General features: G+C 60.6%; 20 protein-coding genes and 1 pseudogene. 11 read left to right on the top strand and 10 right to left on the bottom strand.

The genetic code is table 11. The features are described from left to right. The first annotated feature begins 65 nt into the window (after positions 1 to 65). The 4 genes from C4K38_RS07855 to C4K38_RS07840 all read left to right on the top strand — a co-directional run bounded on the left by C4K38_RS07855 (position 66) and on the right by C4K38_RS07840 (position 4,230). Positions 66 to 1,577 carry a purine-cytosine permease family protein gene (locus tag C4K38_RS07855; RefSeq protein ID WP_053277898.1) on the top strand — a complete coding sequence of 504 codons (1,512 nt, stop codon included), beginning with the start codon at positions 66 to 68 and terminating at the stop codon, positions 1,575 to 1,577. A gap of 140 nt (positions 1,578 to 1,717) precedes the next feature. Continuing rightward, positions 1,718 to 3,097, top strand: a complete 1,380-nt coding sequence (locus C4K38_RS07850; RefSeq protein WP_053277897.1) for a sodium:solute symporter family protein — start codon at positions 1,718 to 1,720, stop codon at positions 3,095 to 3,097. Between the two features lie 84 nt (positions 3,098 to 3,181). Next, entirely contained in the window at positions 3,182 to 3,907 is a 726-nt protein-coding gene (locus tag C4K38_RS07845; RefSeq protein ID WP_053277896.1) for an MBL fold metallo-hydrolase, read from the top strand. Between the two features lie 71 nt (positions 3,908 to 3,978). Continuing rightward, entirely contained in the window at positions 3,979 to 4,230 is a 252-nt protein-coding gene (locus C4K38_RS07840; RefSeq protein ID WP_053277895.1) for a phosphopantetheine-containing protein, read from the top strand. Positions 4,231 to 4,378: 148 nt separating this feature from the next. On the opposite strand, the gene C4K38_RS32700 is transcribed toward C4K38_RS07840, so the two are convergent. Beyond that, entirely contained in the window at positions 4,379 to 4,507 is a 129-nt protein-coding gene (locus C4K38_RS32700; RefSeq protein WP_009042667.1) for a PA1414 family protein, read from the bottom strand. Positions 4,508 to 4,645: 138 nt separating this feature from the next. Beyond that, on the bottom strand, positions 4,646 to 5,527 hold the full coding sequence (ptrR, locus tag C4K38_RS07835; RefSeq protein ID WP_053278333.1) for a putrescine utilization regulator PtrR: 882 nt from the start codon (positions 5,525 to 5,527) through the stop codon (positions 4,646 to 4,648). A gap of 104 nt (positions 5,528 to 5,631) precedes the next feature. On the opposite strand from ptrR, the gene C4K38_RS07830 reads away from it, so the two are divergent. Continuing rightward, entirely contained in the window at positions 5,632 to 6,792 is a 1,161-nt protein-coding gene (locus tag C4K38_RS07830) for an MFS transporter (RefSeq protein WP_053277894.1), read from the top strand. Positions 6,793 to 6,800: 8 nt separating this feature from the next. Here C4K38_RS07830 and C4K38_RS07825 read toward each other — a convergent pair whose 3' ends face one another. Next, positions 6,801 to 7,724 carry a DMT family transporter gene (locus C4K38_RS07825; protein WP_053277893.1) on the bottom strand — a complete coding sequence of 308 codons (924 nt, stop codon included), beginning with the start codon at positions 7,722 to 7,724 and terminating at the stop codon, positions 6,801 to 6,803. A 154-nt stretch (positions 7,725 to 7,878) separates the two neighbouring features. Further along, positions 7,879 to 8,715: a CvfB family protein gene (locus tag C4K38_RS07820; RefSeq protein WP_023968236.1), complete on the bottom strand. Its 837-nt coding sequence runs from the start codon at positions 8,713 to 8,715 to the stop codon at positions 7,879 to 7,881. A gap of 351 nt (positions 8,716 to 9,066) precedes the next feature. On the opposite strand from C4K38_RS07820, the gene C4K38_RS07815 reads away from it, so the two are divergent. From C4K38_RS07815 to C4K38_RS07795, 5 genes are all read left to right on the top strand, one after another. Further along, positions 9,067 to 9,255 carry a PFL_1563 family small protein gene (locus C4K38_RS07815; protein WP_016702300.1) on the top strand — a complete coding sequence of 63 codons (189 nt, stop codon included), beginning with the start codon at positions 9,067 to 9,069 and terminating at the stop codon, positions 9,253 to 9,255. A 196-nt stretch (positions 9,256 to 9,451) separates the two neighbouring features. Beyond that, positions 9,452 to 10,165: a TorF family putative porin gene (locus C4K38_RS07810; RefSeq protein ID WP_053277892.1), complete on the top strand. Its 714-nt coding sequence runs from the start codon at positions 9,452 to 9,454 to the stop codon at positions 10,163 to 10,165. 80 nt (positions 10,166 to 10,245) lie between these two features. Beyond that, positions 10,246 to 11,115 (top strand): DUF6279 family lipoprotein, encoded by an 870-nt coding sequence (locus C4K38_RS07805; protein WP_053277891.1) that lies wholly within the window; start codon positions 10,246 to 10,248, stop codon positions 11,113 to 11,115. 143 nt (positions 11,116 to 11,258) lie between these two features. Further along, positions 11,259 to 11,996: a DUF899 domain-containing protein gene (locus C4K38_RS07800; RefSeq protein ID WP_053277890.1), complete on the top strand. Its 738-nt coding sequence runs from the start codon at positions 11,259 to 11,261 to the stop codon at positions 11,994 to 11,996. 127 nt (positions 11,997 to 12,123) lie between these two features. Next, on the top strand, positions 12,124 to 13,071 hold the full coding sequence (locus tag C4K38_RS07795; protein ID WP_053277889.1) for an AraC family transcriptional regulator: 948 nt from the start codon (positions 12,124 to 12,126) through the stop codon (positions 13,069 to 13,071). A 75-nt stretch (positions 13,072 to 13,146) separates the two neighbouring features. Here the strand turns inward: C4K38_RS07795 and C4K38_RS07790 are convergent, their stop codons facing one another. Genes C4K38_RS07790 through C4K38_RS07780 form a run of 3 tightly spaced genes read right to left on the bottom strand, consistent with a single transcriptional unit; the run spans position 13,147 to position 17,082 of the window. After that, positions 13,147 to 14,529 (bottom strand): coiled-coil domain-containing protein, encoded by a 1,383-nt coding sequence (locus C4K38_RS07790; RefSeq protein WP_053277888.1) that lies wholly within the window; start codon positions 14,527 to 14,529, stop codon positions 13,147 to 13,149. Continuing rightward, a complete protein-coding gene (locus tag C4K38_RS32455; RefSeq protein WP_053277887.1) occupies positions 14,529 to 15,953 on the bottom strand; it encodes a DUF6384 family protein in 1,425 nt (474 codons plus the stop codon). Before C4K38_RS32455 ends, C4K38_RS07790 begins: the two co-directional genes overlap by 1 nt. A gap of 1 nt (position 15,954) precedes the next feature. Then, positions 15,955 to 17,082: a hypothetical protein gene (locus C4K38_RS07780; protein ID WP_053277886.1), complete on the bottom strand. Its 1,128-nt coding sequence runs from the start codon at positions 17,080 to 17,082 to the stop codon at positions 15,955 to 15,957. A 717-nt stretch (positions 17,083 to 17,799) separates the two neighbouring features. Here C4K38_RS07780 and C4K38_RS07775 point away from each other — a divergent pair. After that, the gene (locus tag C4K38_RS07775; RefSeq protein ID WP_053277885.1) at positions 17,800 to 18,072 is read left to right on the top strand and encodes a hypothetical protein; all 273 of its coding nucleotides are present in this window, start codon (positions 17,800 to 17,802) and stop codon (positions 18,070 to 18,072) included. 373 nt (positions 18,073 to 18,445) lie between these two features. On the opposite strand, the gene C4K38_RS07770 is transcribed toward C4K38_RS07775, so the two are convergent. From C4K38_RS07770 to C4K38_RS32855, 3 genes and pseudogenes are all read right to left on the bottom strand, one after another. Next, on the bottom strand, positions 18,446 to 18,928 hold the full coding sequence (locus tag C4K38_RS07770) for a DUF6985 domain-containing protein (RefSeq protein WP_053277884.1): 483 nt from the start codon (positions 18,926 to 18,928) through the stop codon (positions 18,446 to 18,448). Then, positions 18,925 to 25,632: a hemagglutinin repeat-containing protein gene (locus C4K38_RS07765; protein ID WP_081364267.1), complete on the bottom strand. Its 6,708-nt coding sequence runs from the start codon at positions 25,630 to 25,632 to the stop codon at positions 18,925 to 18,927. Before C4K38_RS07765 ends, C4K38_RS07770 begins: the two co-directional genes overlap by 4 nt. Before the next feature lie 107 nt (positions 25,633 to 25,739). Next, positions 25,740 to 25,964 (bottom strand): annotated as a pseudogene (locus tag C4K38_RS32855) (ShlB/FhaC/HecB family hemolysin secretion/activation protein); the annotation flags it as partial. Positions 25,965 to 26,100: the final 136 nt, after the last annotated feature.

Genomic DNA, 26,100 nt, shown 5'->3' with positions numbered 1-26,100 from the left:
ACAGAAGCTAGCCAGACAGGTGACGCTCACAAACAATGAGCGCGCCTTTGTGATCGGAGCAGATCATGAATAACAACAACAAAGAAAAAAGCCTTAGCAGCATCGAAACAAACGGGGTCGAACAGATCCCCGACCATGAACGCGACGCCCGGCCCAGCGACCTGTTTCGCCTGATCTTCGGCGGCGCCAATACCTTTGCCACCGCCGTGCTCGGCAGTTTCCCGGTGCTGTTCGGCCTGTCCTTCCAGGCGGGTGTCTGGGCGATCGTGCTGGGCGTGATCCTGGGGGCTTTGATCCTCGCGCCCATGGGCCTGTTCGGGCCGATCAACGGCACCAACAACGCTGTCTCTTCCGGTGCGCACTTCGGCGTGCACGGGCGGATCGTCGGCTCGTTCCTGTCGTTGCTTACCGCCATCGCCTTCTTCTCGCTCTCCGTGTGGAGTTCGGGGGATGCCCTGGTGGGCGGCGCCAAGCGCCTGATCGACCTGCCGGAAACCGACCTGACCCTGGGCCTGGCCTACGGCCTGTTCGCGATCCTGGTACTGACGGTGTGCATCTACGGCTTCCGCTTCATGCTGTGGGTCAACCGCATTGCCGTATGGGCAGCGAGCCTGCTGTTCCTGCTGGGGATCTTTGCCTTTGCGCCGGCCTTCGACAGCCAGTTCGCCGGTACGGTGGCCCTCGGCCAGGTGGGCTTCTGGGCGGCCTTCATCGGCGCCGCGCTGGTGGCCATGAGCAACCCGATTTCCTTCGGCGCCTTCCTCGGCGACTGGTCGCGCTACATTCCCCGCGAAACGCCGAAAGGCCGGATCATGCTGGCGGTGATCGCCGCGCAGATCGCCACCCTGATTCCCTTCCTGTTCGGCCTGGCCACCGCCACCATCGTGGCGATCAAGGCGCCCGACTACATCGCCGCCAACAACTACGTCGGCGGCCTGCTGGCGGTTTCGCCGAGCTGGTTCTTCCTGCCGGTGTGCCTGATCGCGGTGATCGGTGGCATGTCCACCGGCACCACCTCGCTGTATGGCACCGGCCTGGACATGTCCAGCGTGTTCCCGCGGGTGCTGTCGCGGGTCAAGGCGACCCTGTTGATCGGTGTGCTGTCGATCGCCTTCATCTTCATCGGGCGCTTCGCCGCCAACCTGGTGCAGAGCGTGTCGACCTTCGCCGTGCTGATCATCACCTGCACCACCCCGTGGATGGTGATCATGCTGATCGGCCTGCTGGTGCGTCGCGGCTTCTACTGCCCGGACGACCTGCAAGTCTTCACCCGTGGCGAGCAAGGTGGCCGCTACTGGTTCCAGCACGGCTGGAACTGGCGTGGCCTGGGGGCCTGGATCCCCAGCGCACTGGTCGGCCTGTGCTTCGTCAACCTGCCCGGGCAATTCGTCGGCCCGCTGGGCAACCTGGCCGACGGCATCGATATCAGCCTGCCGGTGACCCTGGGCCTGGCCTCGCTGGTGTACCTGGCCCTGCTCAACCTGTTCCCGGAACCGCCCGCGGTCTACGGCCCCAAGGATCCACGCAGCAAGAGCACGGATTCGCTCGATAAACCGGTCATGCGCCAAACCGCCTGACTCAAGCATGACCTGTAGCAGCAGGCTCGCCGGCAATCACGCCTCACACGACGGGTCCGCCAGACCGCGTCGCCTTGATCGCGGCAAGCCTCGCTCCTGCGGGAAGCCTCTATAAGAAAGACAATCGGAGACACGCCACCATGGCTTTAGATCTATTCGTCGTACTCATCTATGCCGCCGGCATGCTGGTGCTCGGCTACTACGGCATGCGCAAGGCCAAGACCCACGAGGACTACCTGGTGGCCGGCCGCAACCTGGGCCCGACCCTGTACATGGGCACCATGGCCGCCACCGTGCTGGGCGGGGCCTCCACCGTCGGCACCGTGCGCCTGGGCTACGTCCACGGCATCTCCGGTTTCTGGCTGTGCGCGGCGCTGGGCCTGGGCATCATCGCCCTCAACCTGCTGCTGGCCAAACCCCTGCTCAAGCTGCGGATCTTCACCGTGACCCAGGTCCTGGAAAAACGCTACAACCCGATGGCCCGCCAGGCCAGCGCGGTGATCATGCTGGCCTACGCGCTGATGATCGGCGTGACCTCGATCCTCGCCATCGGCACCGTGCTGCAAGTGCTGTTCGGCCTGCCGTTCTGGATCTCGGTGCTGCTGGGCGGCGGCGTGGTGGTGATCTATTCGGCGATCGGCGGCATGTGGTCGCTGACCCTGACCGACATCGTCCAGTTCGTGATCAAGACCGTCGGCCTGATGTTCATCCTGCTGCCGATCTGCCTGTATCGCGTCGGCGGCTGGGATGAACTGGTGGCCAAGCTGCCGGCGTCCAGCTTCAGCTTCACCACCATCGGCTGGGACACCATCATCACCTACTTCATGATCTACTTCTTCGGCATCCTGATCGGCCAGGACATCTGGCAACGGGTGTTCACCGCCAAGACCGAAAAAGTCGCGCAATACGCCGGCACCGTCGCCGGCTTCTACTGCATCCTCTACGGCCTGGCCTGTGCCCTGATCGGCATGGCCGCGCACGTCTTGCTGCCAGACCTGGACAACGTCAACAACGCCTTCGCCGCCATCGTCAAAGCCTCGCTGCCGGACGGCATTCGTGGCCTGGTGATCGCCGCGGCCCTGGCCGCCATGATGTCCACCGCCAGCGCCGGTCTGCTGGCCGCCTCCACCACCCTGACCGAAGACCTGCTGCCCAAGCTGCGTGGCGGCAAGCAGTCGAGCCTGGGGATCAACCGCCTGTTCACCCTGCTGACCGGCATCCTGGTACTGGGCATCGCCCTGGTGGTCAACGACGTGATCAGCGCCCTGACCCTGGCCTATAACCTGCTGGTGGGCGGCATGCTGATCCCACTGATCGGGGCGATCTTCTGGAAACGCGCGACCACCGCCGGCGCCATCGCCAGCATGGGCCTGGGTTTCCTCACCGCGCTGGTGTTCATGTTCAAGGACGGCCTGGATGCCAACACCCCGATCTACTACAGCCTGGCTGTCGGCCTGGCGAGCTTCGTGGTGGTGAGCCTGCTGTCTCGTCGTCCGGCAACCCTGGCCAACGCGATCTAACCTCAGGTCAGACGCCGTACATTTTTCTTCGGCGGGTGCAGCGTCGGTGGCTGCACCCGTTTTTTTTCGCCTGGAGGAAAGTCGATGAAGATTGTCAGCCGCGACCGCTGGTTCGAAGTCAGAAACCTGAGCGACGGGATTCGGCTGATCCACGAGCCCTATATCCGGCCGTTCTATCGCTGCAACCTGTGGCATATCCAGGGCCGCGACAGGGACCTGCTGCTGGACAGCGGCTCCGGCCTGATCAGCTTGCGCGAGCAGTTGCCCTGGCTCACCGAACGGCCCTTGCTGGCGGTGGCCAGCCATTGCCATTTCGACCATATCGCCGGGCATCACGAATTCCCCGAACGCCTGGTGCACCCGGCCGAAGCGCAGATCCTCGCCGCGCCCGACGGCGCCAATACCCTGTCTGCCGCCTACGTCGGCGACGAGATGTTCGAGGCCCACCCGGATTGCCCGCTGTGCTACGCCGAATATCGGGTCAAGGCCGCCCCGGCAACGCGCCTGATCGAGGAAGGCGACGTACTCGACCTGGGCAACCGTAGCCTCCAGGTGCTGCATACGCCCGGCCATTCCCCGGGGGGTATCAGCCTCTGGGAGGCGGCCAGCGGCACCCTGTTCAGCGGCGACATCATCTACGACGGCCCGCTGGTCGAAGACGCCTACCACTCCAACCTGGAGGACTACGCCGCCAGCCTGAAACGCCTGTACCAGCTGCCGGTGCGTACCGTGCACGGTGGCCATTTCGGCAGTTTTTCGGGCGCGCAGCTGCGCGCGATGATCGCGGATTGGATCCGTCGGCACCCATGAAGCTGTGCTGTACTGCACACAATCCCGCCCGCTTCAAAGCCCCTGCGCAGGCCCCTGGCGAAAAGAGCGACATGAATAGAGCCGAAGTCCGACAAGCCGTGCATGACTTCATCAGCCGCCTGCTGGATGGCAATGACGGATTTTCCGATGACCTGAGTCTGCAGGCGTTGGGATTGGACAAGCAGGATATCGAGGACCTGATCTTCCACCTGGAAGATGAGTTTGGAGTGACCGCCTTCACCCACGAAGAAGACCAGATGCTCAAGGCGGCGAACAGCGCCAATGACCTGAGCCGGTTTCTGCTGAAGATTTCACGGCGCTAAGGATTTCACGGCACTGAATGCCATTGGCGGGTTGCGAGTTGACGGGGTTGAATCAGAAGGCGGCAACCGTTCGCGAGTGAACCTGCCCTCGCGCGGCTGAAAAGTGACGGGAGCAGGCTGGATGCCTGCCCCACTCCCGAGCCGATAGTTAGCGGCGACGCTGTTGCCGACGCCGTTGTTCGTCGTCTGTGCGGATTGGTACCGGCTGCAATGGCGGCTCGATCAGTCCCAGTGCGACCCCGAGGTCGTGAAGCCAGTTTTGCAGTTTCTCTTTCATAGTGCCCCCCTTAAGGGTCATGCCCAGCGGCAGGGTTCAGGAGCCGCTTAGCTCTGATAATAGCGCTAAGTTCCGCGCATTGCTCAACCTGGATGGCAATGATCTGTTACCGGATTAATCTGAATCAGCCTGCCCGTTTCAGGCCGTCGCCCGCTGATCCGTCTGACTCGCCTGTTGCAGCTCGATCCAGGCATTGAGGTTGGCGCCGAGCATGCCCTTGCGCCACATCAGCCAGGTGGTGGCACTGGCGAATGGCTCGGCCAGCGGGTGGACCGCCACGCTCTCGCGACCGGGCAGGCTGGCGAGCATCGACGCCGACATCAGCGCCACCCCGGACCCGGCAATCACGCAGGCCAGCATTCCCTGATAGGACTCGATTTCTATCGCCCGCCCCATGGCAGCATGGTCATGGGCGAACCAGGACTCCAGGCGCAGGCGGTACGAGCAGCCGCGGCGAAAGGTGAACACCGCGCGCCCTTCGACATCCCGGGCGCTGCGGATCGGCGGGTGATCCGCTTCGCTGATCAATACCAGCTTTTCATCGCACAGCGGCACCCCGTCCAGGCTGGCCAGCTCCAGCGGGCCGTCCACCAGCACGGCATCCAGGCGCCCGGCCAGCAAGCCTTCGAGCAACTCGCTGCTGGGCGCCGATTGCACCTGCAGGTTCACCGCCGGGTAGGCGCGGTGGTAACGCGCCAGCAGCGCCGGCAATTGAATCGCCGCCGTGCTGTACATGGTGCCCAGCACAAAATCCCCGGCCGGCTGACCGCCCTGCACCGCCCCATGGGCCTCATCGCGCAGGGCGAACAGGCGCGCGGCGTAATCGAGCAGCACCTTGCCCGCCGGCGACAGTTGCAGCCGCTGCCGTTCCCGCAGGAACAGCTCGACCCCCAGTTGCTCTTCCAGTTGCTTGAGCCGCGTCGACAGGTTAGACGGCACCCGATGCAGGCGCTCGGCCGCCCGGGTGATGGAACCTTCCTCGGCGACCGCCTGGAAGATGCGCAACTGGCTGAACTCCACGACCATTCTCCAAAAGCGAACAAGTTACTTAATATTATTCATTTTTATAGAAAGTCAATCAGTCCTAGCCTGAGGGTCATTGCCTCTTCGACGGAGCCCGGCCCATGTCACCGCTGATTCGCTTACTCGCCAGTTTCATTGCCCTGATGATGGCCATGGGCATTGGTCGCTTCGCCCTCACCCCGCAGCTGCCGCACCTGCTGAGCGAGGGCCAGGTCGACCTGACCGACACTGGCCTGATCGCCGCCGCCAACTACCTGGGGTATTTCATCGGCGCGCTGGATGCCATGTTCGCCCGCCGCCCGGCCCAGGTCCGCCGACGTCTGTTGGGCGGGCTGTGGCTGTGCGTGCTGCTGACCCTGGCCTCGTTCTGGGCCGACGGCTTCTGGGCGCATTCGGTATTGCGCTTCGGCACCGGCGTGGCCAGTGCCTGGGTGATGGTGATGATCGCCGCCCTGAGCCAGTCGCTGGCCCTGGCCGCCGGCCGGCCACGCCTGGGCGCCCTGGTGTTTGCCGGGCCCGGGCTGGGGATTTTCCTCACTGGCTTGCTGGCCCTGGGCTCGAACCTGTTGGGGCAAAGCTCCGCGACCCTGTGGCTGGTGTACGCCGCGGCCGCCCTGCTGATGCTGCTGGTGATCCTGCCGATCCTGCCGCAACCCGCCCTGCCCGCGCTGGCGGCACAGATGCCACACGCCTCGAACCAGCCCGGCATTCCCCGCCTCGGGCTGATTTATGCGCTGTACGGCCTGGGTTACATCATCCCGGCAACCTTCCTGTCACAGATGGCCAGCGCGCGCTTTCAAGGGCAATGGCAGGCCGACCTGTTCTGGCCGTGCTTCGGTCTGGCGGCGGCCATCGGCGTGGGGCTGGTCAGCCTGCGCCGACACAGCCCGAACGCCACCCGGCACTGGCTGATGGCGACCTTATGGCTGCAAGCCGCCGGGGTCTTCGCCTGTCTGCTGGGCAATGGCGCCGGCCTGGCGCTGGGGGTGATTCTCTGCGGCGCGCCGTTCCTGGCCTGCATGCAGTTGGTGATGCAGCGCTCGCGGGAGCTGGCGCCCCACGCCGCCCAGCGCAACGCCGGTTTGCTCACGGCCTGCTTCGCCATGGGCCAGTTGAGCGGGCCACTGCTGGCGGCCCTGAGCAGCCATTTCAGCGGTAGCCTGCAACCGGCGCTGATCGTCGCCGGCAGCAGCCTGCTGCTGGCAGGGGTCTTGTTGTTGACCCAACAACCGCTTGCCCGGGAGTGCCACGCCACCGCCTGAGCCTGGGGTTACAGCAGGCTGCGGATCCGCCGGCGCAGCCACTGTTCGGCGCTGACGAAGGTGATGCCCAGCAACACCAGCACCGCGCCGATCACGAAATTGAGGCTCAGGGGTTCGCCCAGCAACAGGACCCCGAAGGTGACGCCGAACAGCGGCGTCATAAAGGAAAACACCGCCAGGTTGGCGGCCAGGTAACGGCGCAGCAGCCAGAACCAGGTCAGGTAGCTGAAAAAGGACACCACCAGCCCCTGGAACAGCACGCTGGCCACCGCCACCGGGGTCAGGCTGACATGGGTGACCTGGCCGCTCAGCGCGGCGATCAGCAGCAGGCCGACAAAACCGACGATCAACTGATAGAACAGGGTCAGGGTTGCCGGCGCCTCGGACAGGCGCGAAGCGCGCACCACCACAGTGGTCGCGCCCCAGGCCAGGCCGGCCAGCACGCCCAGGGCGTCGCCCAGCAGCATGCGCGTGTCCAGGTTATCCAGCGAGATGCCGCCGGCGAAGGCAACGCCGATACCGACGAACGCCAGCAGGATCCCCAGCCATTGCAGGGGCCTCAGGCGTTCGCTGGGCAGCAGCCAGTTCACCCCCAGCGCGGTGAAGATCGGCGCGGTATAGAGAAACACCGACATGTGCGCGGCGCTGGTGAGCTTGAGGCCTTCGGCGATAAACAGGAACTCCAGGCCGAACAGGCCGCCGGCCAGCAAACCGCCGCGCCAGGTACTGCCAATCTGTGACCAGCCGCCCTTCCAGCACATCAGCAGGGCCACCAGCAGCGCCGAAATGCCCGAACGGGCGGCGGCCTGCATCACCGGCGCGATATCCGCCGCGGCCCACTTGATCATCACCTGCTGCACGCCCCAGATCAGGCACAGCCCCAACATCACTTGCAGCGCGAACCCATCGGCGCTGCGCCGTTCGATGCTCACCGCAGCCCCTCAGGCAGATTCATGGACATGGCAGTTACTCGACAGAAACGACAAAACCCCGGAACCGGTCCGGGGCGAAGAATGGATGTGCTGTCGATTATCAACCAAACGGACAGAAAAACACGCCCGAAAAAAGCTTCGAGAGAACGAATACTCAGGTCAGTTCAATGCGGTCGGCATGAATAACGATCTGGCCGTTCTTGTACAAGGCACCGATGGCCTTCTTGAAGTTGCCCTTGCTGACACCGAACAGGCCACTGATCACCGTCGGGTCGCTCTTGTCGCTGACCGGCAGGGTGCCGTTGTTTTCCCGCAACTTGGCGAGGATCTTCGCGTTCAGGCTGCTGGCCAGTTCTTCGCCCACCGGTTGCAGGCTGAGGCTGATCTTGCCGTCGGCGCGGATCTCTTTGATGAAGCCCTTTTCCTGTTTGCCCGGACGCAGGAACTTGAACACTTCGTTCTTGTGGATCAGGCCCCAGTGCTTGTTGTTGATGATCGCCTTGAAGCCCATGTCGGTGCTCTCGGCCACCAGCAGATCGACTTCCTGGCCAACCTTGTAGGTCACCGGAGCCTTGTCCAGGTAGCGGTCCAGGCGGGCCGTGGCGGTGATGCGACGGGTGTGCTTGTCGAGGTAGACGTGCACCACGCAATACTCGCCGGCGGTCAGCTGACGCTTTTCCTCGGAGTACGGCAGCAGCAGGTCCTTGGGCAGGCCCCAGTCGAGGAACACACCGATGCTGTTAACTTCCACGACTTTAAGACTGGCGAACTCACCGACTTGAACTTTTGGTTTTTCGGTAGTTGCAATTAACTTGTCGGCGCTATCCAGATAAACAAAAACATTCAACCAGTCTTCATCTTCACTGGGAATATCCTTGGGAATATAACGATTGGGCAGCAATATTTCGCCGTCCGCCCCGCCGTCCAGATATAAACCGAAGTTAGTGTGTTTAACCACTTGCAAACTGTTGTAGCGCCCGACTAAAGCCATTTCCAATACCCTCATTGCGTGGGCGGCATTCTACCCGGTTTTCCGGGCCTGGTTGGCCCGAGTCGCCGGATAGCAACGGATATTTTCCTGAATACCTTGATTTTTATGGCTTTGCGCCAGCAACCGGCTCCGCCCGTCAGGCCAACCGGCAGCGGCTTTTGCCTCAGCGCCCCCAAACAAGCCTCTCTTTGTGCCATTGTCTTTATTTAAAACAGCAGCTTATGGGGATATTCCCGAGACCAACTTAGGAATATTCGGGAGTTTTCCGCTGTTATTTCAGGAAGATATTTACCAAGCAATTGTCAAGCATTTCATGTATGATGGCTGGCCAAATTAATTTTCTGAAGGTTAATGGCCGCCATGCGTGTAAAAGCATCCAACAGCAAAGCAAAGCCAGCTCCAGCCGTTGAAACCAGCGAATCGATCAACGATCAGATTGCTGCTTTCCTGAAGTCCGGCGGCGAGATCCAGCAAATTGCCAAAGGCGTCAGCGGCCAGACTTTCGGCCCGTCCAAGCAGATCAGCCTGGGCAAGAAGTAATTCCCCGCAATACCTCCTGGTCCCTAAGCGCTTTGAACCTCAAGGCGCTAGGACTAGAGTTCTGATCCCTTCCCTCCAGTAGAAATCGACGAACGGCCCTCATCCCCGAGGTTTCGCCGGTATCCTTGCACACGTCTAGATCGGGCATTTCAGTAGGTTCCGCGGTTCCTGCTCCTCGCATTTCATGGAGTGAAGCATGCTCAAACCCTCCCATGTGCTGCTTGCCAGCCTCCTCGCCAGCCCCTTGGCCCACGGGCAGATCTTCCAGCGCGAACTGGGGGACTTCGACCTCAAGCTCAGCAGCACCCCGAGCCGCAGCATGGCCCAGGGCCTGGTCAAACCCTCGGCCAGCGGCTCGTTCCATGGCGGCCTGGACCTGACCCACGACAGCGGCTGGTACATCGGCCAGTGGTCGCCGAGCATGGGCCTGGGCGAGAGCGACCTGGAAGTGGACTCCTACCTGGGCTTCAAGCGCCCCTTCGATCAGACCCTGGGTTATGAGGTGGGGATGATCCACTACAACTACCCGCAACTGGCCCCGCAGGACAGCCAGGAGTTCTACGGCGGCCTGACGCTGCTGGGCAGCCGTTTCGGCGCCGCGTTCAGCCAGGACCCGGACAAGCGCAACAGCACCCTGTTCGCCGACCTGGGCGGCAACCAGCCCTTCGGCATCGGCGTCAGCATCAAGTACACCACTCATCAGCTAGGCAACCCGGTTTCGGTGAGCAATGGCTATGTCGGCAGCTTCAACGACTGGTCGATCAAGTTCTCCCGCCCCTGGATGGGCATCGACCTGAAACTGATCTACAGCGACTCCAACCTCAACGGCAGCGATTGTTCGGCCTATTCTGGACATAACGCGCAATGCGACGGGCTGCTCACCTTCAAGGCCGAGCATTCGTTCTATTGAGCGGCTGAACGGCCGGAGGCTTTCCCGGCTCAGATCAGAAACCCATGCCTTACAAACCCAGGCCTTTACCAGGATTCGCCATGTCACGCCGGTTGCAACACCTCACCCTGTTATTGCTGTTGAGCCTGGTGCTGACCTCCTGCAACCGTGTCGGCCTGGCTTACCGCAACCTCGATGTGATCATTCCCTGGACGCTCAGCGACTACCTGGAAATGAACCGCGAGCAGAAAATCTGGTTCAACCAGCGCCTCAAGGAACACCTGATCTGGCACTGCAGCACACAATTACCCGACTACCTGGAGTGGCTGGACCGTCTGCAGCAGATGGTCGAACGCAATCAGGTCAAGGATGCCGAGCTGCAAGAGCTCACCCGCGACGCCAAGCAGGCCATTGCCCAGACCGCCCGCGCAATTGTGCCTTCGGCCGTCGAGTTGCTGCGGGGCCTGGACGACCGACAGGTCGCGGAAATGAAGGCAGCCTTCGCCAAGGACATGCGCCAACGCCGCAGCAAATACCTCAAGCCGCCACTGGAGCAACAGATCAAACTGCGCGCCGAACGCATGGACAAACGCCTGAATACCTGGCTCGGCCCCCTCACGCCCGAGCAGACCCAGCGGGTGGCGGACTGGTCAACCTCCCTTGGCGAACAGAACCAGCTCTGGCTGGCCAACCGGGCCAACTGGCAGGCGCAGTTCAGTGCCGCGCTGGAGCGACGCCAGAGCAGCGACTTCGATAACCGCATCGAGCGCCTGCTGGTGGATCGCGAAAGCTTCTGGACACCGGCTTATCGCCAGGCCTATGCCAACAGCGAACAGGCGGCGCGCAGCCTGCTGGTGGACGTGATGGCCCAAAGCACGCCAGCCCAGCGTGATCACCTGCGCAACAAGCTGCAGAGCGTGCGCGATGAATTCGAAGCGTTGAAATGCATGAAGACGGCACGCCAGAAGTGACGCCTGAATAGCCATTCAACGAGGTGGGACAGGCGGGCGACCGTTGGGCGGAACCGTCCGGCGGCTGTCGATCTGCCCACGGGTGAAACGACTAGCCTGTGTAGGCACTGTCGCCGCGCCACCTTGTCGCAGGAGAAGACATCATGCACCTCAACGATCATCCGGTCGTATCCCGGGAACAATGGATACAGGCCCGCAAGCAGCACCTGATTCACGAAAAGGCGTTCACCCGCCAACGCGACCAGCTCAGCGCCGAGCGTCGTGCCCTGCCCTGGGTAAAAGTCGACAAGCCCTACCGCTTCCAGGGCCCCCACGGCGAACTGAGCCTGGCGGATCTGTTCGGCGGTCGCAGCCAACTGGTGGTCTACCACTTCATGTTCGCCGAAGGCTGGGACGAAGGGTGCCCGGGTTGCTCCTTCCTTTCCGATCACATCGACGGCGCCAACCAGCACCTGGCCCACCACGACATCGCGCTGGTGGCGGTGTCCCACGCGCCCTTCGCCGAGTTCCAGGCGTTCAAGCGGCGCATGGGCTGGAAGTTCGACTGGGTTTCGTCCGCCGGCTGTGATTTCAACTACGACTTCGGGGTCTGCGCCCGGGCCGACGAGGTCGCCGCCGGCAGCGCCACCTACAACTACGAAAAAACCGACGGCGCCGAAGAAGAGCTGCCCGGCCTCAGCGTGTTCTACCGCAATGAAGCCGGTGAGATCCTCCACACCTACTCCACCTACGCCCGTGGCCTGGACCTGCTGGTGGGGGCCTACAACTACCTGGACCTGACACCCAAGGGGCGCAACGAAGAACAGATCATGGACTGGGTCAGGCACCATGATCGTTATGATGACAAACCGGCCGCCAGTTGCTGCCATGGCGGCTCCTGAGCGCTAGGCCGCGATCGCGAGCCAGCCCGCTGCCCCAGGAGCTGGCTCGCGATCACGTTCGTCCGGCCGATGGAAAAAATCCGCTCGACACAAAACTCTGGCTTGGCCCCCGGCTAAACTTGGCTCCATGAGCCCTGCCTATCACAGCCTCCACGAATACACCCTGCGCATGAACCGGGTGCTGGAGCATATCGACCAACACCTGGACCAGCCGCTGGAGCTGGCCGAACTCGCGCAGGTCGCGCATTTTTCGCCCTTTCACTTCCATCGCCTGTTCACCGCCTGGGTCGGCGAAACCCTGGGCGACTACCTGCGCCGACGCCGCCTGGCCTGTGCTGCCTATCAGTTGGCCAGCCATCCAGAAATGAGCATTCTGGAGGTGGCACTGGGAGTCGGCTTCAGCTCCGGCGAAGCGTTCTCCCGGGCGTTCAAGCAGCATTTCTCGGTCACCCCGAGCACCTGGCGCAGCACCGAACCCAAACGCTGGCACCGCCGCCTCAGTGACGTCCGCGAACGGCGCCTGCGAGAATTGAGCAATCCTGATCAGACACACATCCCGGCCTTCGACGATCCTGACGCCTTCATCCACCTGAAGGAGCTCACGATGAACGTCACCCTCAAGGAACTGCCTCCGGTCCGCGTCGCCTACCTGCGCTATATCGGCCCCTACGGGCCGGGCATCGGCACCTTCTGGCGCGACACCGTCGCCCTCTGGATGGTCGAGAACGGTCTGCTGGGCCGCGTGCGTTATGGTATCGGCCACGACGATCCCTACGTCACCCCACCTGAAAAATGCCGCTACGACGCCTGCGTCGAAGTCCCTGCCGACTTCAAGGCCAACGCCCCCGTCGTTGTCACCACTCTGCTCGGCGGCCTCTACGCCGTCGCCCACTACCAGGGCAAAGGCCCCGACATCGCCGACGCCTGGACCGAACTGTGCCGCGACTGGCTGCCCAAGAGCGGCATGCAATTCGATGCACGGCCAGCGTTCGAACGTTATCCGGTGGATGCGAAATACGACATGAAGACAGGGGAGCTGGAGTGTGAGATCTGCATTCCGGTGAAGGCGTTGTAAGCCGCTCTGGGCTTGGGCGAAACGATACGGGGCAGTCTGTGCTGCCCCGTTTTCTGCACCTCAGGAATACTCGGTCTAGAGACTGTCGCTGGTAGAGAACCCGCCCCCACCCGTCGATCGGGAAGAACTGAACGAGCTGCTGGAACTTGAGCTATTGCTTGAGGAACTGCTCGGGCGGCTGCTGGAACTGTTGCTCGAGCTGCCGCTGGAGCCGCTGCTGGAACCACTGCTCCACAAGCTCGGGGCCGGCCTGCTTGCGCGGCGATGGCTCCCCACCTCATTCGCCACCTGGGAGAGGGACAGCGCGCCCTGCATGAACCCGGCAACCAGAGAGTCAAGATTCATACCTGCGGAATAGCTGTAGCTACTGCTGATATACCCACCCGACTGCAGATCGCGCTCAAGCTGCTTGGCTCTCGCATAGTCGCGCTCGGTATCCCTGCACTTCATCTCCAGGAACGGCACGCGCAGCCGCAGATCATCGAGTTCAGCGCGTAAATCACGCACCCTCTGCACCAGCTCGTCGTCCTGCTGCGTCGCTGTCTGCCCGGCCAGATGCTCAAGCTTGGCATCACTCATCTCGGCCAATTGTCGGGACAACAATTCAGCAACCTGAGCAAAATGCTCGTCCCCCTTGGAGACAAACAGCCCCAGACGCTCATGAACGGCATTGGCCTGAGCCTTGCCGGCCTCCACGGCCTCGCGCTCCGTCTTCAGGCGCGCTTGCAGCACCGATAACAGGGTGCCGGCCAGTGCTTCCTGATACAGCCGCGCCAGCTCGGCCTCCTGAACGGCCCGATGGCTGTCTCGTTGCCACTGGGCGCCCTCATTGGCTTCCTGCATGGCCAGAAGGCTCTGCTCGACCCCACTGTTCTGCGGGAAATTACACAGGCGGGCAATCCATCGATCCAATTCCCGAAAGAACGTTCGGCCAACATAACGATCCGTACCGAACCCGCGGCCCTTCAAGTAGAGGTACAGCGGCTCGGTCTGAAAAACCCGAAGCTTGCCGCGACATTCATCACGCAGCTCCTGGTAAGACGCAGCCGCCTCGTTGCAGCGCTCGACAGCTTCCGCGAGGATCGCGGCTTGCTGTTGGTACGCCGGCTCTACCCTCAACTGCCGGTTGACATCGGCAACGAGGGCCTCGATTTCCTGGGAAACCCTCGACATCTCCTGCAGGTGCTTGGCAACCCCCGCCTCCGCCACCGCCAACTCCTCACGCAACCCAGACTCGGTCCGCTCCCGCTGACCCAGCAAACGCTGAACCTCGTCCGACAGCCGAGCCCCGCCGGCCAACTGAAGGTTGGCAATCTGTGGAAAGACGCCAGCGATCTGTTGTTGCAGGCGCAGCTCCTGCTCGTGGGCATTGGACAACTCGAGCTGGAACCTACGCAGTTCGGCCTCGTATCGCCGAGAGTTCTCGCCAAGGGACGCAATCATGCTGCTCGAGTTCATTACCACTCCAGGATGTAATCGGGTTTGGTTTTGACAGGCCCTTTAACGAAGGTAAAGGCCAACGAGTTGGCCGCCTTTTTACCCATCAAGCGATCATCGACATGACCATCCAGAAGCTTGTCATTCTTGGCGGCCTGATAGGTTGCCTGGCTGACGCGCACGCCAAAGATCGAGGCATAACGCCGTTCCCCGCTCTCGATGCTGGTGATGGGTACCGAGACCACATTGCCTGAGGCATCGCTCGCCTCGGTCAGCAGATACCAGGTCTTGCCTCCAGTCGGATCATAGTTGCGTTCGATCATCGACTTCTCGCCGGTACGGCTGACCACTTCCAGCGTCAACGGCGTGGCTGCGACGGTCCGCAGTCGCTCGAGCTCCTGCAGGCCATGCTCGGCCGCCGCCGTATTCAGCCCCAAGACAGCCTCATTCACCGCTGACAACAGGGGTTGAAACTGAGCCAAGTCCTCTGTGCTCAACCCCATCTTGCGGACCCCGTTCTGTGCGTCCTGCAAGCGGGTGAGATAGGGGCTGATCATGTTGATCCGGGGGATCAGGGCGCCCAGCTTATCGACCGCTGTCCGCGCCGCCGGCACCCCTTGGGTGTCGGCATGGTCCAGCGCGGATCGCGCATCGGCAGCCTGGGCCATCAATTCAGGGAAGGTACTGCTGAGTGAGGTGTACGGGACAGAGGCCAGCAGCTCTCTCAATTTCGCTTCGGCAGCCAGGAGCTGCGACAGGTCATTCAACCAAGCCTCGACAGCCTGGAGATCAGCAGTGCCTTGCTGCAAATTCTTGTTCGCCTGGTCGACCAGTGCGAGGTCATGTTTCCGGCTCTCGGCGGAGACCTTCGACGGGAGTGTGATCCGCATCAGGCCACGAACCCGATCCAGCCGTTCTCTAGCCAGCTCGAACATGCGCTCTGCTGCCGGCACATTTGCCGCAAACATATCGGCCTCAAGCGCGGACAGGCGATTTTGCAGTTGTCCAAGCTGCACAGCCTCACTTTGTGCAAGCCCCTGGGCCCTGTCGACCTTGCCCTGGACAAGACTTGTCTTCATCCCGCCCAAAAAACTCGACGAGAAAGAAAAGCCGAATATCACCACCCCGCTCAAGACAAAAGCGACGGACGCAGGTCCGAGCCATTTACTGCGACTGATGTAGAACTCAGCCAGAAGTCTTGACCAGAAGCCGAGCGGTGGGGACTGGTAGGTAAAACGGGCCGCAAAGAAGTTGCGCACTCCCTCCTCGACCAGGGCATCCTCGACCTCGATCCCCCGGGAGCGGTAGAACTCGCGAATCCGCTCGGCCACCGCTTGCCGGTGCCGAGGCAGGTCCAGGTGTTTCTGCACCTCGGCCTGGCTGTGCCGCAGCTCGTCGATCAGGGCCATGGCCCCCATCTGTTCGGTGAGGGAAACCTGGCTCACCTCAGAGCCCCTTTTGCAGGAGCGCGCTGAAGCGACGCTTGCTGTCCTCGGTAATCGACTCGATCTCGGCGGCCGCCGAAGCGGACTCCTTGCGCAGCTCCTGGATCAGGCTCAGGCTGCTGGCCTGGAAGTCAACCACCGCCTCGGCCAGGGCCTTGACCGAACTGACTTTCAGGTTGGTCCCGTAGCCCGCTTTGAGCGCGGCCTCGAGCTGCTCCCCGCCGACCTTGGCCTGGGCCTCGAGGCTGGAGTTTATGCCGTCGTTCATGGCATTGAGGGTCTGGGTGACTTCGGCCAACCCGCCGGACGACGTGAAGCCCGCCGCCAGGCCGGTGAGCACGATTTCATTGGTGGCGAAAAAGCTCACGGCGCGCTGATACAGGCGCTCCTTCACCGAGTGGTACTGGCTCAAGCGCGCGAACACCAGCTCGGCCGCGTTGTAGCCCGCCTTCAGCTGATCGGCGATGTCGGTGATGATCTGGTAGCGCTTGTCCTCGTCCTGCAGGTTGCGCAACGCCACATCCCGCGCCAGCTCCAGCTTCACCCGCTCGGCCGCCTCCAGCTCGGCCACCTCCAGCGCCGTACCGGCGTCCGCCAGGGTTTTACGCCCGGCATCGAGCTGCGCCTGGGCCACCTTCTGCACCTCACAGGCATCGACCTCGGCCGTTTTCATGGCCAGCCGATAATCCTGGTAAGCCTCGAGAATCAGGGTTTCCAGCTGGATCTGCTCATTGGCCGACTTGGCCACCGCCAGATAATTCTTGCGAATGTCCTCGAAGCGATCCGGAATCGAGCCACGGCGCATGTTCAGCCAGGTCAGCTGGATCCGCTCGGAGAACTGCAGCTTGCCGTCGGCCATCCACTCCATCATCTGCTGCGCATCGGCCTGGATCGAATCGAAACTGGCGGCGATATCGGCATAACGGGTGCTGATATCCATGCTCTGCAACTTGTCGCGCACCGAAGCATTGAACACCGTGGACTGTTGCAAGGTCGCGGCGATATTGGTCACCCGGTTGGCGTCGTACACCGCCACCTTGTCCAGCAGCGCCAGCACGGGTGCATCCTGGGTGGGAAAGTTGATACCGACCGAGCGGAGGGCAGACATGGAGCGTTCGAGGTAGTTCATGAGCGTATTCCCAGTGTGGAGCCTTGGTTCAAAAGCTCCATCATCCTTTGACAGGTGAATAGGCGAAGGGGCTTCCACCCCTCGGAATCAGGTACAGACAGGAGCATCGAAAGCACCGTGCAAAAGACGGTGCCGTCTGGAAATCAGGAGGCTATGCGTGCACATCCCGCGCAGGGTGTTACCCGAGACAGACAGCGGGCAGAACCGCTGAAACAGCCGCTACAGCCCCTGCCGAATGGATGTGCGCGCCGAATGGTAACAGAGCTTGGGGCTGAAAGTTCTCACCTGGACCCAGCACTTTTAGCAGAGTGCCAGTATTGCCCGAAGCTTTTTGCAGGAAGCCGTATTCTGGGAAACGCACGGGGTGTTTTATTGAGCATTGGAGCTGCCCGCCAAGCCGACAGCTTCCTTCTGGGCTAATCAGAAAAGCCCTACAGCCTGCTGTGCACTCCCCTTATTCCCGCCAACCACAGTGCGATTTACAGTCGGTGGGTCGCCCAGATGGCGACCGGGTTTGGCGACCTGGGGAATGGTGTGCAAAAGATTTCTAATTACAGAAGCTTTTGCGCATGCAAAGCTGCTTTACGGCAGTTGTGCGCGGGAGGCCTTCGGGCCTGTCGGTTTTCCATTCCCGGCTCGCCAACCCGCGTACAGCTGCCACCTTTCGTTTGGCGACGTTTGAGTGATAGCTCTTTTCAACTGAATGGAGTTACACATATGAACCGCTACATGCCCATTACCGGCCACGACTGCAACATTCCCTCTTTGCTTATCGACACCCAAGCCCCCGTCGACGTATTGCACAGCGCCGCGGCTTATCGCATTCGTGCAGTGACACAATTGCTGGAAAGCTTTTCGATAGCTGAAGCCTCACATCGAGAACCAGTCATTCTTCAGGAGCTGACATTAGTCTGCACCATCCTGCTACGTGATGGGTGTGATTTGATGGATGTGACGGGACGGCGGCTGCAAGAAAGGCTTTCAATCTAAGTAGTAATGGGCGGTGTTAAGCCGCCCTGTCTTTCAATCAGTTAAAAAATTAGCCCAGATACTTACTAAAATTTTGACATGGCTAAGGCTGATCATGCGCCACCGATATTCATCACCGAACACGGGTTGAAAATAGTCTGCGATTCCTGCCGACCAACGAAAAAAATAACGACTCCATCACCCGTCCCGTACATTGGAATCAGGCTACGGGGCTGTGGTTGCGGCAGGCAGACTTTGAATTGAATGAAAACGTCAAGCTCGGATAATGAAGAAAGGGTTGGTAACTGTGGCGGAGTCCCACCGACAAATACAGAAACCCTTAATCAAACACCTTAAATCCCCTTGATTCGATTTCAATCCCAGAGCAATACAATCACCCCAATACAATATCTTGAACATCTACATCTATTACAACCCCATTAGAGACCAGTACACCAACACCTAACTGCTCATCAAAGACTGCGTCAAATACAAAACCCACCTCTCTATCACGACCCTCATCCGTATACATTATTTTTATTTGCTTCAATTCAACCAGCTCTCCAAACCCAAAAACGTCACAAGTTTTTGGTGCCTTTCTCTCGACCTCATCGCGATCAAAACATGCTCTATAATCCTCAACCTTTGAAAGGTAGTAATTCAGAGCTGCGACCTCTACGCGCTCGATAATTGACTTCTGACTACCTGCAAACTCTAAAAAAGTCATTCTTTGATTGTTGGAAATAGGGTCATCATCAAAAGTCTGGACAATAAGTACAACATTGACCTTCCTATTAAAGATCTCAATCTCATAAGGTCTTGACCAAACCCCATCAAACTCCAACCGACCAAAAAGCTCATCCTCGACAGTGATCATTTCCCTGCTTTCTCCAATAAAGTCTTCTCGCCAATACCACCAAAGTGGCCGTATTTCACTCCAAAGTCCATCGACCCCACTTTCCCTGTATGGATGAAAGAAGGCACCAATTGCATGGTCCTCATATCCTCGACTTCATGCCAAGTAAACTTCTGCTCTTTCAGGAATCCCGCGACGTCTTTTTCTTTGATCCCTAGCTTTTGGGCCAGCATTCTATTCGCCTCCTTGAAATTGGCATTTCGATCCAACGATATTAAGCCGCTCAGCCTTACCTCTTGTATTGCTATTGGAGAGAAGTCCGGATACCCATTTTTATAAGCTATCCCCTCAGGCAAGATATTCTTCATCTCAGGATTATCAAATATAAATCTGGACTCACCTCGCCCCCCTGTCCACGCCCCACCATTAATAGGTGTTAGTTTAATCCGATCCTCATACTTACTTAACTGGGGTACAAAGGGCCCCATATCTTTGGCGGCTAAAGCCTCAGCTTCCGCCGCAACCTTCTTCGCCGCCCGCCTTTCTGCTACAGCTTCCAATATCGTCTTGAGAGTAGCCTTACCTCCGACCACTCCACCCAACGACAGGATGACATCGTCGATAATACTCACCGACTCTGTATTCTTCACCGCCAGCTTCAATATCCGATCAGCGGCATTTTTCGAGGCTAGGTTGTTACTCGAGAAATCCAGGATTTCCTTGCTGTATGCCTCAGCCTGAGCTTTCCCGTACTGCTTCCATTTTTCGGCCGCCGTCAGTTCGCCGTAATAACCCTTTCCAAGGCCGTTGAACAAACCTGAGTCATTAAACTGCTCTGGCGTCGAGGCGAACGCATAGACAGGGTTGCCATAGGCAATGATCGGCTTGCCATCTGCCCAGGTCAGCGGGATTTTTTGATCCGCCAACTGTTTTACGGCGTTTTTTGCAACATCCAGATCGCGCTTGAACCAATCCGTGGTCGGGTCACTCCCCCACTTCTCAACCAAGGCTTCCAAGCGCGCTTTTTCAACTGCGTCAATTTTTTCACCACTGGCGAGGAGCAGCAGATCCTCCCAAAGGGCGTCAGACTTCGGTTTGCCCAGTGTCTGCTCCAGCTCCTCGGCTTTTTTCTTCAGCAGCGGAAGTTCTTGATCACGATGATGCTGGCGATTATTAACCTCGACCCCTGCCCCGCTACCGCCACCTGCGATTGCTCCGGCAGTACCTCCCAGCGATCCGGCCGATGCTCCAAGCCCCGTGGCGATGAGTGTTGCAATAGCTTCCTGATTGCTCTGTTCAATACCAGTTTTACCCAGCGCCTCTGCAATCGCAGGCATCAGGGCTGCCGACGCCCCCGCTCCCAACGCACCGCTCTGTACAGAGCCGCTCGACAGCCCCATCGCAGCACCAGCCAAGGCGTGAAGCAATACCCGGGCAGCACCACCTTCAGCCCATGCCGCTCGGCTGGTGTCATCAGTAGCATTGCGCTTCTGTGCATCAGCGTAATCACCAATCTTTTTGAAGGTGTCGTTGGCCGTGGTATTGGCAACGATGCCAACTGCCGTCGCGCCACCAACGCCTCCGAGGCCCGCCGCGATCAGGCCCGAGGCAATGTCGGCCATGATGCGTTTGTCACCGCCGACGCTCCAGCTAGCAGCATCCGCAAGGGCCGCGTTGGCCTTCGCCTTCTGTTCATCGGTTTTGGCTTTGCTTAGCAGCTCTTTAGCGGAATCCGCCTTGGCTTTAGCTATCAGATTGATGGTGGTACTCGCTAGCTGCGCGGAACTCTGGATCAGATCCATGCGCTCCTGCATCTTCTTCTCGTCCGGCCGGTCAAGATGCTGATTCGCATTGCTGGTATCGCGATTCAGCCCTACCAGATCCTGGGAGCCCGCTGGATCGCGGATGGTGATCGTCCCCTCGCTGACGGCACTGCGAGTGCTGCTGTGATCGGACTCCTTGAGGGCCAGCGGCAGAGTGCCGCCCATTTCCGAATGCGCCCACTTCCTTTCGCTGTCTGGCGTCACCGGTTGCCCTGGTTTGTCCCATTTGGTGCTGGTGTAAGAAGCACTCAGGCTGGCCGACTGGCTTTTGATTTCGCTGGTGTTCTTGATGTCGCTGACGATCAGGCGACCAGTGTCGAGATGGTTCTTGTCGGCACTGGCTTCACTGGCAATCACCGCGCCTTGCAGCTGGGTATTGGCCCCGACATAAATGTCGTATCCCCCTTTACCTGCATACAGTCCGGTCTGGTCAGTCACCGCCTGGTAATTGCTGTTCATCTTGCTACCGGCGATATTGCCGCTGGCGGTCACCATGAAGCCGTAGCAGAACGGCGGCACACAGATGCTGGCGCCGAAACCGCCGCTGGTCTGGCGGTTTTTCTGATCGGCTTCGTCCTGCCGGGAGGCAATATTAAGGTTGCCACCCACCTCTGCCTTGATGGTATCGGCTCGTACCTGCGCACCAGCCAGGGTGGTGTCCTGGCCGCTTTTCAGCATGAGCAGGCCAGTATCCACTGTGCTGTTGACCTGGGTGACCGAGTGGCCCGTGCCCATGCCTTTGGCCATCTGCGCCCCGAGATCGAGGGTGAAGCCGTTCTGATCACCAATATTGAAGCTGGCGCCGATACTGGTCTTGCTGTTGCGATTCTGGTTATCCCATTGCGCACGGTCCTGCGCGCTTTCCAGAGTGATGTCGTTTTTCGCCATCAACAGCGTGTCTTTTGCCTTGAGGCTACTACCCACGACATGAATATCGCCCCGGGTACCCGGCGCGTCCCCTACCGCCGAAATGACCAGACCTGCACCACTGGTCAAGCTCGATTGCTTGGCCGTTTCACTGCTGTATTCGCTGGTACTTTTGCTTCGGGTCGAACCCAACTCAGTCCCAATCTTGATAAGCGAGCCACTGCTGTTGGCTGGCTTACCTTGGGATTGATTCGCCGCATCGGCGCTGAAGCTGTCGGCCGCGTTGTAGGCAGAGAGCAATGCCTGAGCACTCTTGACTGCCTTCAGACGGCCATCATCGGCATCCTTGGCTGCACGGATGTCATTACGAATGCTCTTGACCGTATCGACGACCATGCCACCCACGACACGACCGACCGCCAGGCTCTTCGAGCTGTCGGTGCTGCTTTGCGTGGCAGTTTCCACATCCGCGGCGATGGTCACATTGGAACCGGTAAGATTCATCTCCTTGGTGCTGACCAAATCACTGGACACCACCTTCAGTTCGCGCCCAGCCTCAAGTCTCACACTGCCTTCACTCGATCCCACGGTACTGCCCGTCAAGGTGGTTTGCGCCGCCTTACCGGTGTGGTTCCCGCTCCTGATCGACAGATGCTGGTTGCCCGTGATGTCGTCCACGCCCAGATTGTTGGCCGTGAGAACTCCCGTCAGGTCACGGTTCTTCTGCTTATGCAACTCACTACGGGTGAAGGTGTTTTCGGCCGCATCGATGGTCAGGTCGCGCCCAGCCTGAACTGCCAGGTCCTGAGTACTGACCAATGCCGAGCCTGTTACGGTCGCGTCGCGCTTGGCCGCCACTTCCACGGTGTTGCCGGAGATGACGCTGCCGACTGCCGTGGTTTGGGTCTCGGCTACCTGATCCTTGACCTTGCTCGACTTCAGACCGCCCCAGCTGCTTTTGCTTTTACTGCTTTCGTGACGGGCACTATTTGAGTCGCTAACAGCCAGGATCTGAACGTCATTACCCGCCATCAACTTCGCGGCACCTTTTTCCGCGGTGACATCACTACCCTTGATCAGCAAGTCATTCCCTGCGACCAGTACACTGTCGGTTCCCGAGGTGACAGAACTGCCGATATTGGTCGTACTCGCCACCTCATCAAGCCGACTCTTCTTGCCCGACGAACTCTTCTTGGTCTTGCTGTAGAAGCTGTAGTTGCTGTCCTCCGCGGACTCCAGCGCCAGGTTGCCGCCGGCCACCAGATACGCCTCGTCCCCCGCACTCACCCGACTGGCAATCAGCTCCAGATCCTTGCCGGCACTGAGGGCCACGCTGCCACCTGCAGTCACCGCCGTGGAGACCTGGCTGACCTTGTCGGACTGCCCCTTGTACTTCTTGGAGCTGGAGTACGAGTGCTGTTCGTCCGCCGCCGAGGCCAGGGTCAGGTTGCCGGTGGCGGCCATGGCGAGGTTGCGTTTGGCGTCGATCTGGCTGGCGATGGCCGACAGGTCGCGGCCGCTGTTGATCGTCAGGTCGCGGCCGCTGGTGAGCACCGAGCCGTGCTGGCTGGTGCTGGTGTGCAGGGAGTTGGTCCGGGTCTCGTTGTCCTGCTGTTCGACAGCGGTGAGGTTGGCGTCCCGGCCGGCGTTGATGGTGGTATCGCGCGCGGCTTGCAGCACGCCAGCGGCGTTGTTGAAGTCACGACCGGCCTTGAGCGTCAGGTCATTGGCGGCTTCGATACGCGCGGCGCTGTCAAGGAAGTCACGCCGCTGTTGCAGGTCACCGCCACTGTTCTGGTGGCTGGTGACCGTGCGTTCGTTGATCAGGTCGCCGTTGGCGGTCAGGTTCACATCGCGACCGGCGATGATGCCGCCCGCCTTGTTCACCAGGTTGTTGCCCGCCAGCAGGTCCAGGCGATTGCCGGCTTCGATCAGGCCACTATTGACCAGGTCGTTGCCGGCCTTGGCCGAGAGGTTGTTGGTGGCGCGCAGGGTGCCGGCGTTGAGCAGGTCCTTGCCGGCGATCAGGCTGATGTCCTGACCGGCGATCAGCGCGCCATTGGCGGCCAGGCGGTTGTTGGCGTGGGCCATGTACAGCACCGGCACCAGCACGTTCTCGCCATTCACCTGGTGCGATTCGAGCCAGACGATGTCGTGGGTCAGGGCCGCGACCTGCTCGGAGGTCAGCGAGGTGCCGATCGCCAGGTTGAGCTGCTGCTTGCTCTGCAGCGCGTTATCCATCAGGTACTTGAACAGCTTCTCGTCGGAGTTCTGGCCATCGATGAAACGTTGGCCGGTGCGGGCGACCACCGCCTGCTGGATCAGCCGTTGTTCGTAGAAACCGTCGCCCAGGCGTTTCCAGCTGTTGTCGGGGTTGTAACCCAGGTTCGACAGCAGGTAGTCCGAACTCATGAACTGTTTCTGGTTGGTCAGCACCGGGTTGGTTTCAACCAGGTATTTGTGCGCTTGAGGAGGATTGTCGAGCGTCGGGATGCCCTGGACCCGCACAATGCTGCTTTGCACCTGTTCCGCCGGGGTACGGCTGTATACCGCCGGCTGGGCAGCCGCTGCGCTATCCGTCGGGGTCGCGACGGCAATCGTCGGCAGACTGACATCGACCCCAGGCTGCACAGCGTCAACCTGCGCCAGCTTGCGCTCGGTCGCCGCCACCGGGGCCACGGGAGCGGCCTGGAGCGCCCGCGCCTGGCTCTGGGCCAGGTTCTGCTCGCGCTCGGCGAATCTCAGGCTGATGCTGCCCATGCTCCAGTCCATCGGCGCCGGATTGCGCTGGGTTGCCGCGGTGTCGCCGGCTCCTTCGCTGCTCAGGCGGAACAGGCCGTGTTGCCCGACCGGCAAGGTAAAGCCTGGCAGGGCCAAGGGGTTGATCTGCTGCTTGGCCAGGTCTGGCGGCAATTGCGAGTTGATGTAGATCGGCGTCGAATACTGGCTGCCCGCCGAGGTGTCGCCGGTCTTCTTGCCGCCGCCGACATAGGCGTAATAACCACGCACTACGCCGTTGTCGATCTTCTCCGAGGCGTTGAGCTGGACGCTGGCACCGGACTGGATGATGGCGTCGAAGCGCTTGCCGTCGCTGCTTGCCAGAGCCTTGGTACCACCACCCGCCAGTTTTCGGGTACCGGTCATCAGGGCATTGAACCGCGCCAGGTCGGCTTCGAAGGTAGCGGAGGGCTTGGTGCCATTTCTGGCATTGAAGTCCCTCACCGCGGCGACCGCGCCCTGGTACTCATCCACATGGTTGTATTTGATGGTGGTCGTTTCAATGTCCTGAGGCACCACCCCCTGGTTCTTGATGCTGACGGCATCGATCGCCAGGTTGCCGGAGGAAGCGATAACACTGCTTTCGTTGCTCAATTCCCGAGCACCGATGTTCAACTGCCCGCCGCTGGAGATACTGGAGGCCGCCGTACTGGCGGTCACCTGCAGGCGATCACGCTCGGTGAGCTGCCAGACCGCATTGCGCCGATTGCCCTTTTTCTTGACATGGCATACCCCAAATGGCGCGCACGACAGCTCAGTGATTGCGGCGTAGTACTTCTCGTGTTCCGAGTAGGTGAGGATGTCCATGACGTTCTTCACCGTCATGGCGCGAATGGTCATGTTGCCCAGGCTTTCGATCGTGCCGGAGCGGTTTTCCAGCAGGCTCGACTGGGCCTGCCCGGCATTGGCGGCCACCAGCAGGCTGCCCATGCTGTAAACGTCGGCATAGCGATTAGTGAAGCTGTTGCCCAGCAACTGCATGTCGCCGCCGCTGAAGATCGAGCTGTGCTCGGCATCGCTGACACCGGAATTGAGCAGCGTCCCGGCATTCAGGGTCAGCGCCCCGGCGCTGCCGAGCGAACCATAGTTATTGATCGCCCCGGCATTGACGGTCAGCCCCTGGACGGAGCTCAGGCGTCCGTGATTGGTAAGCAGCCCGCCGACATTGATCCGGGTGTCGCCACCACCGGCGATAGTCGCGGTACCTGGCAGGTCGAGCTGGGCGGCGCCGAAGCTCATGTCACCCAGGCTGGTCAATCGGCCGTTGCCACCGTAGGCGCCCGACAGTTGCAGGTTCAGGCTGCCGTCACTGGCGATCAGGCCATCGTTGCTCCAGTTGCCGCCACCGCCTTCGAAGCTGTCGGAGGCCAGCAGCTGTCGACAGGTGCCGCTGGCGCTGTAGGAGCGGCCTCTTTTCCGGGCAGCTCCTTGAGTTCTTCCAGGCGCCGGCGCTGCTCTTCGAGCAGGCGGTCCTGGCGTTCGCGGATCAGATCGGTGTCACCGGGGGTGGGAGCAGCATGAACGAGGTGTAGCGGAGTCAAGCACAGCAAAGCCAGGCACAACCTCCCCGCGAGGGCGGGTGAGTACATGTTCGATCCCTCGAGACGCATTAGTATCAAAATGATATCAATATGTTAATTGGCCATCATTTTGGCGTCAATCATTCATCCTGCCGGCCGGTGCAGGAGAGAGGCTCTGCAACGGGGGTTCCAGCAAAGAAGTCAA

The sequence above is a fragment of the Pseudomonas chlororaphis subsp. piscium genome (assembly GCF_003850345.1).
Taxonomy (GTDB): Bacteria; Pseudomonadota; Gammaproteobacteria; order Pseudomonadales; family Pseudomonadaceae; genus Aquipseudomonas; species Aquipseudomonas piscium.
Note: the sequence above shows the minus strand (reverse complement) of the source record. Positions and strands in the feature narration are given on the sequence as shown.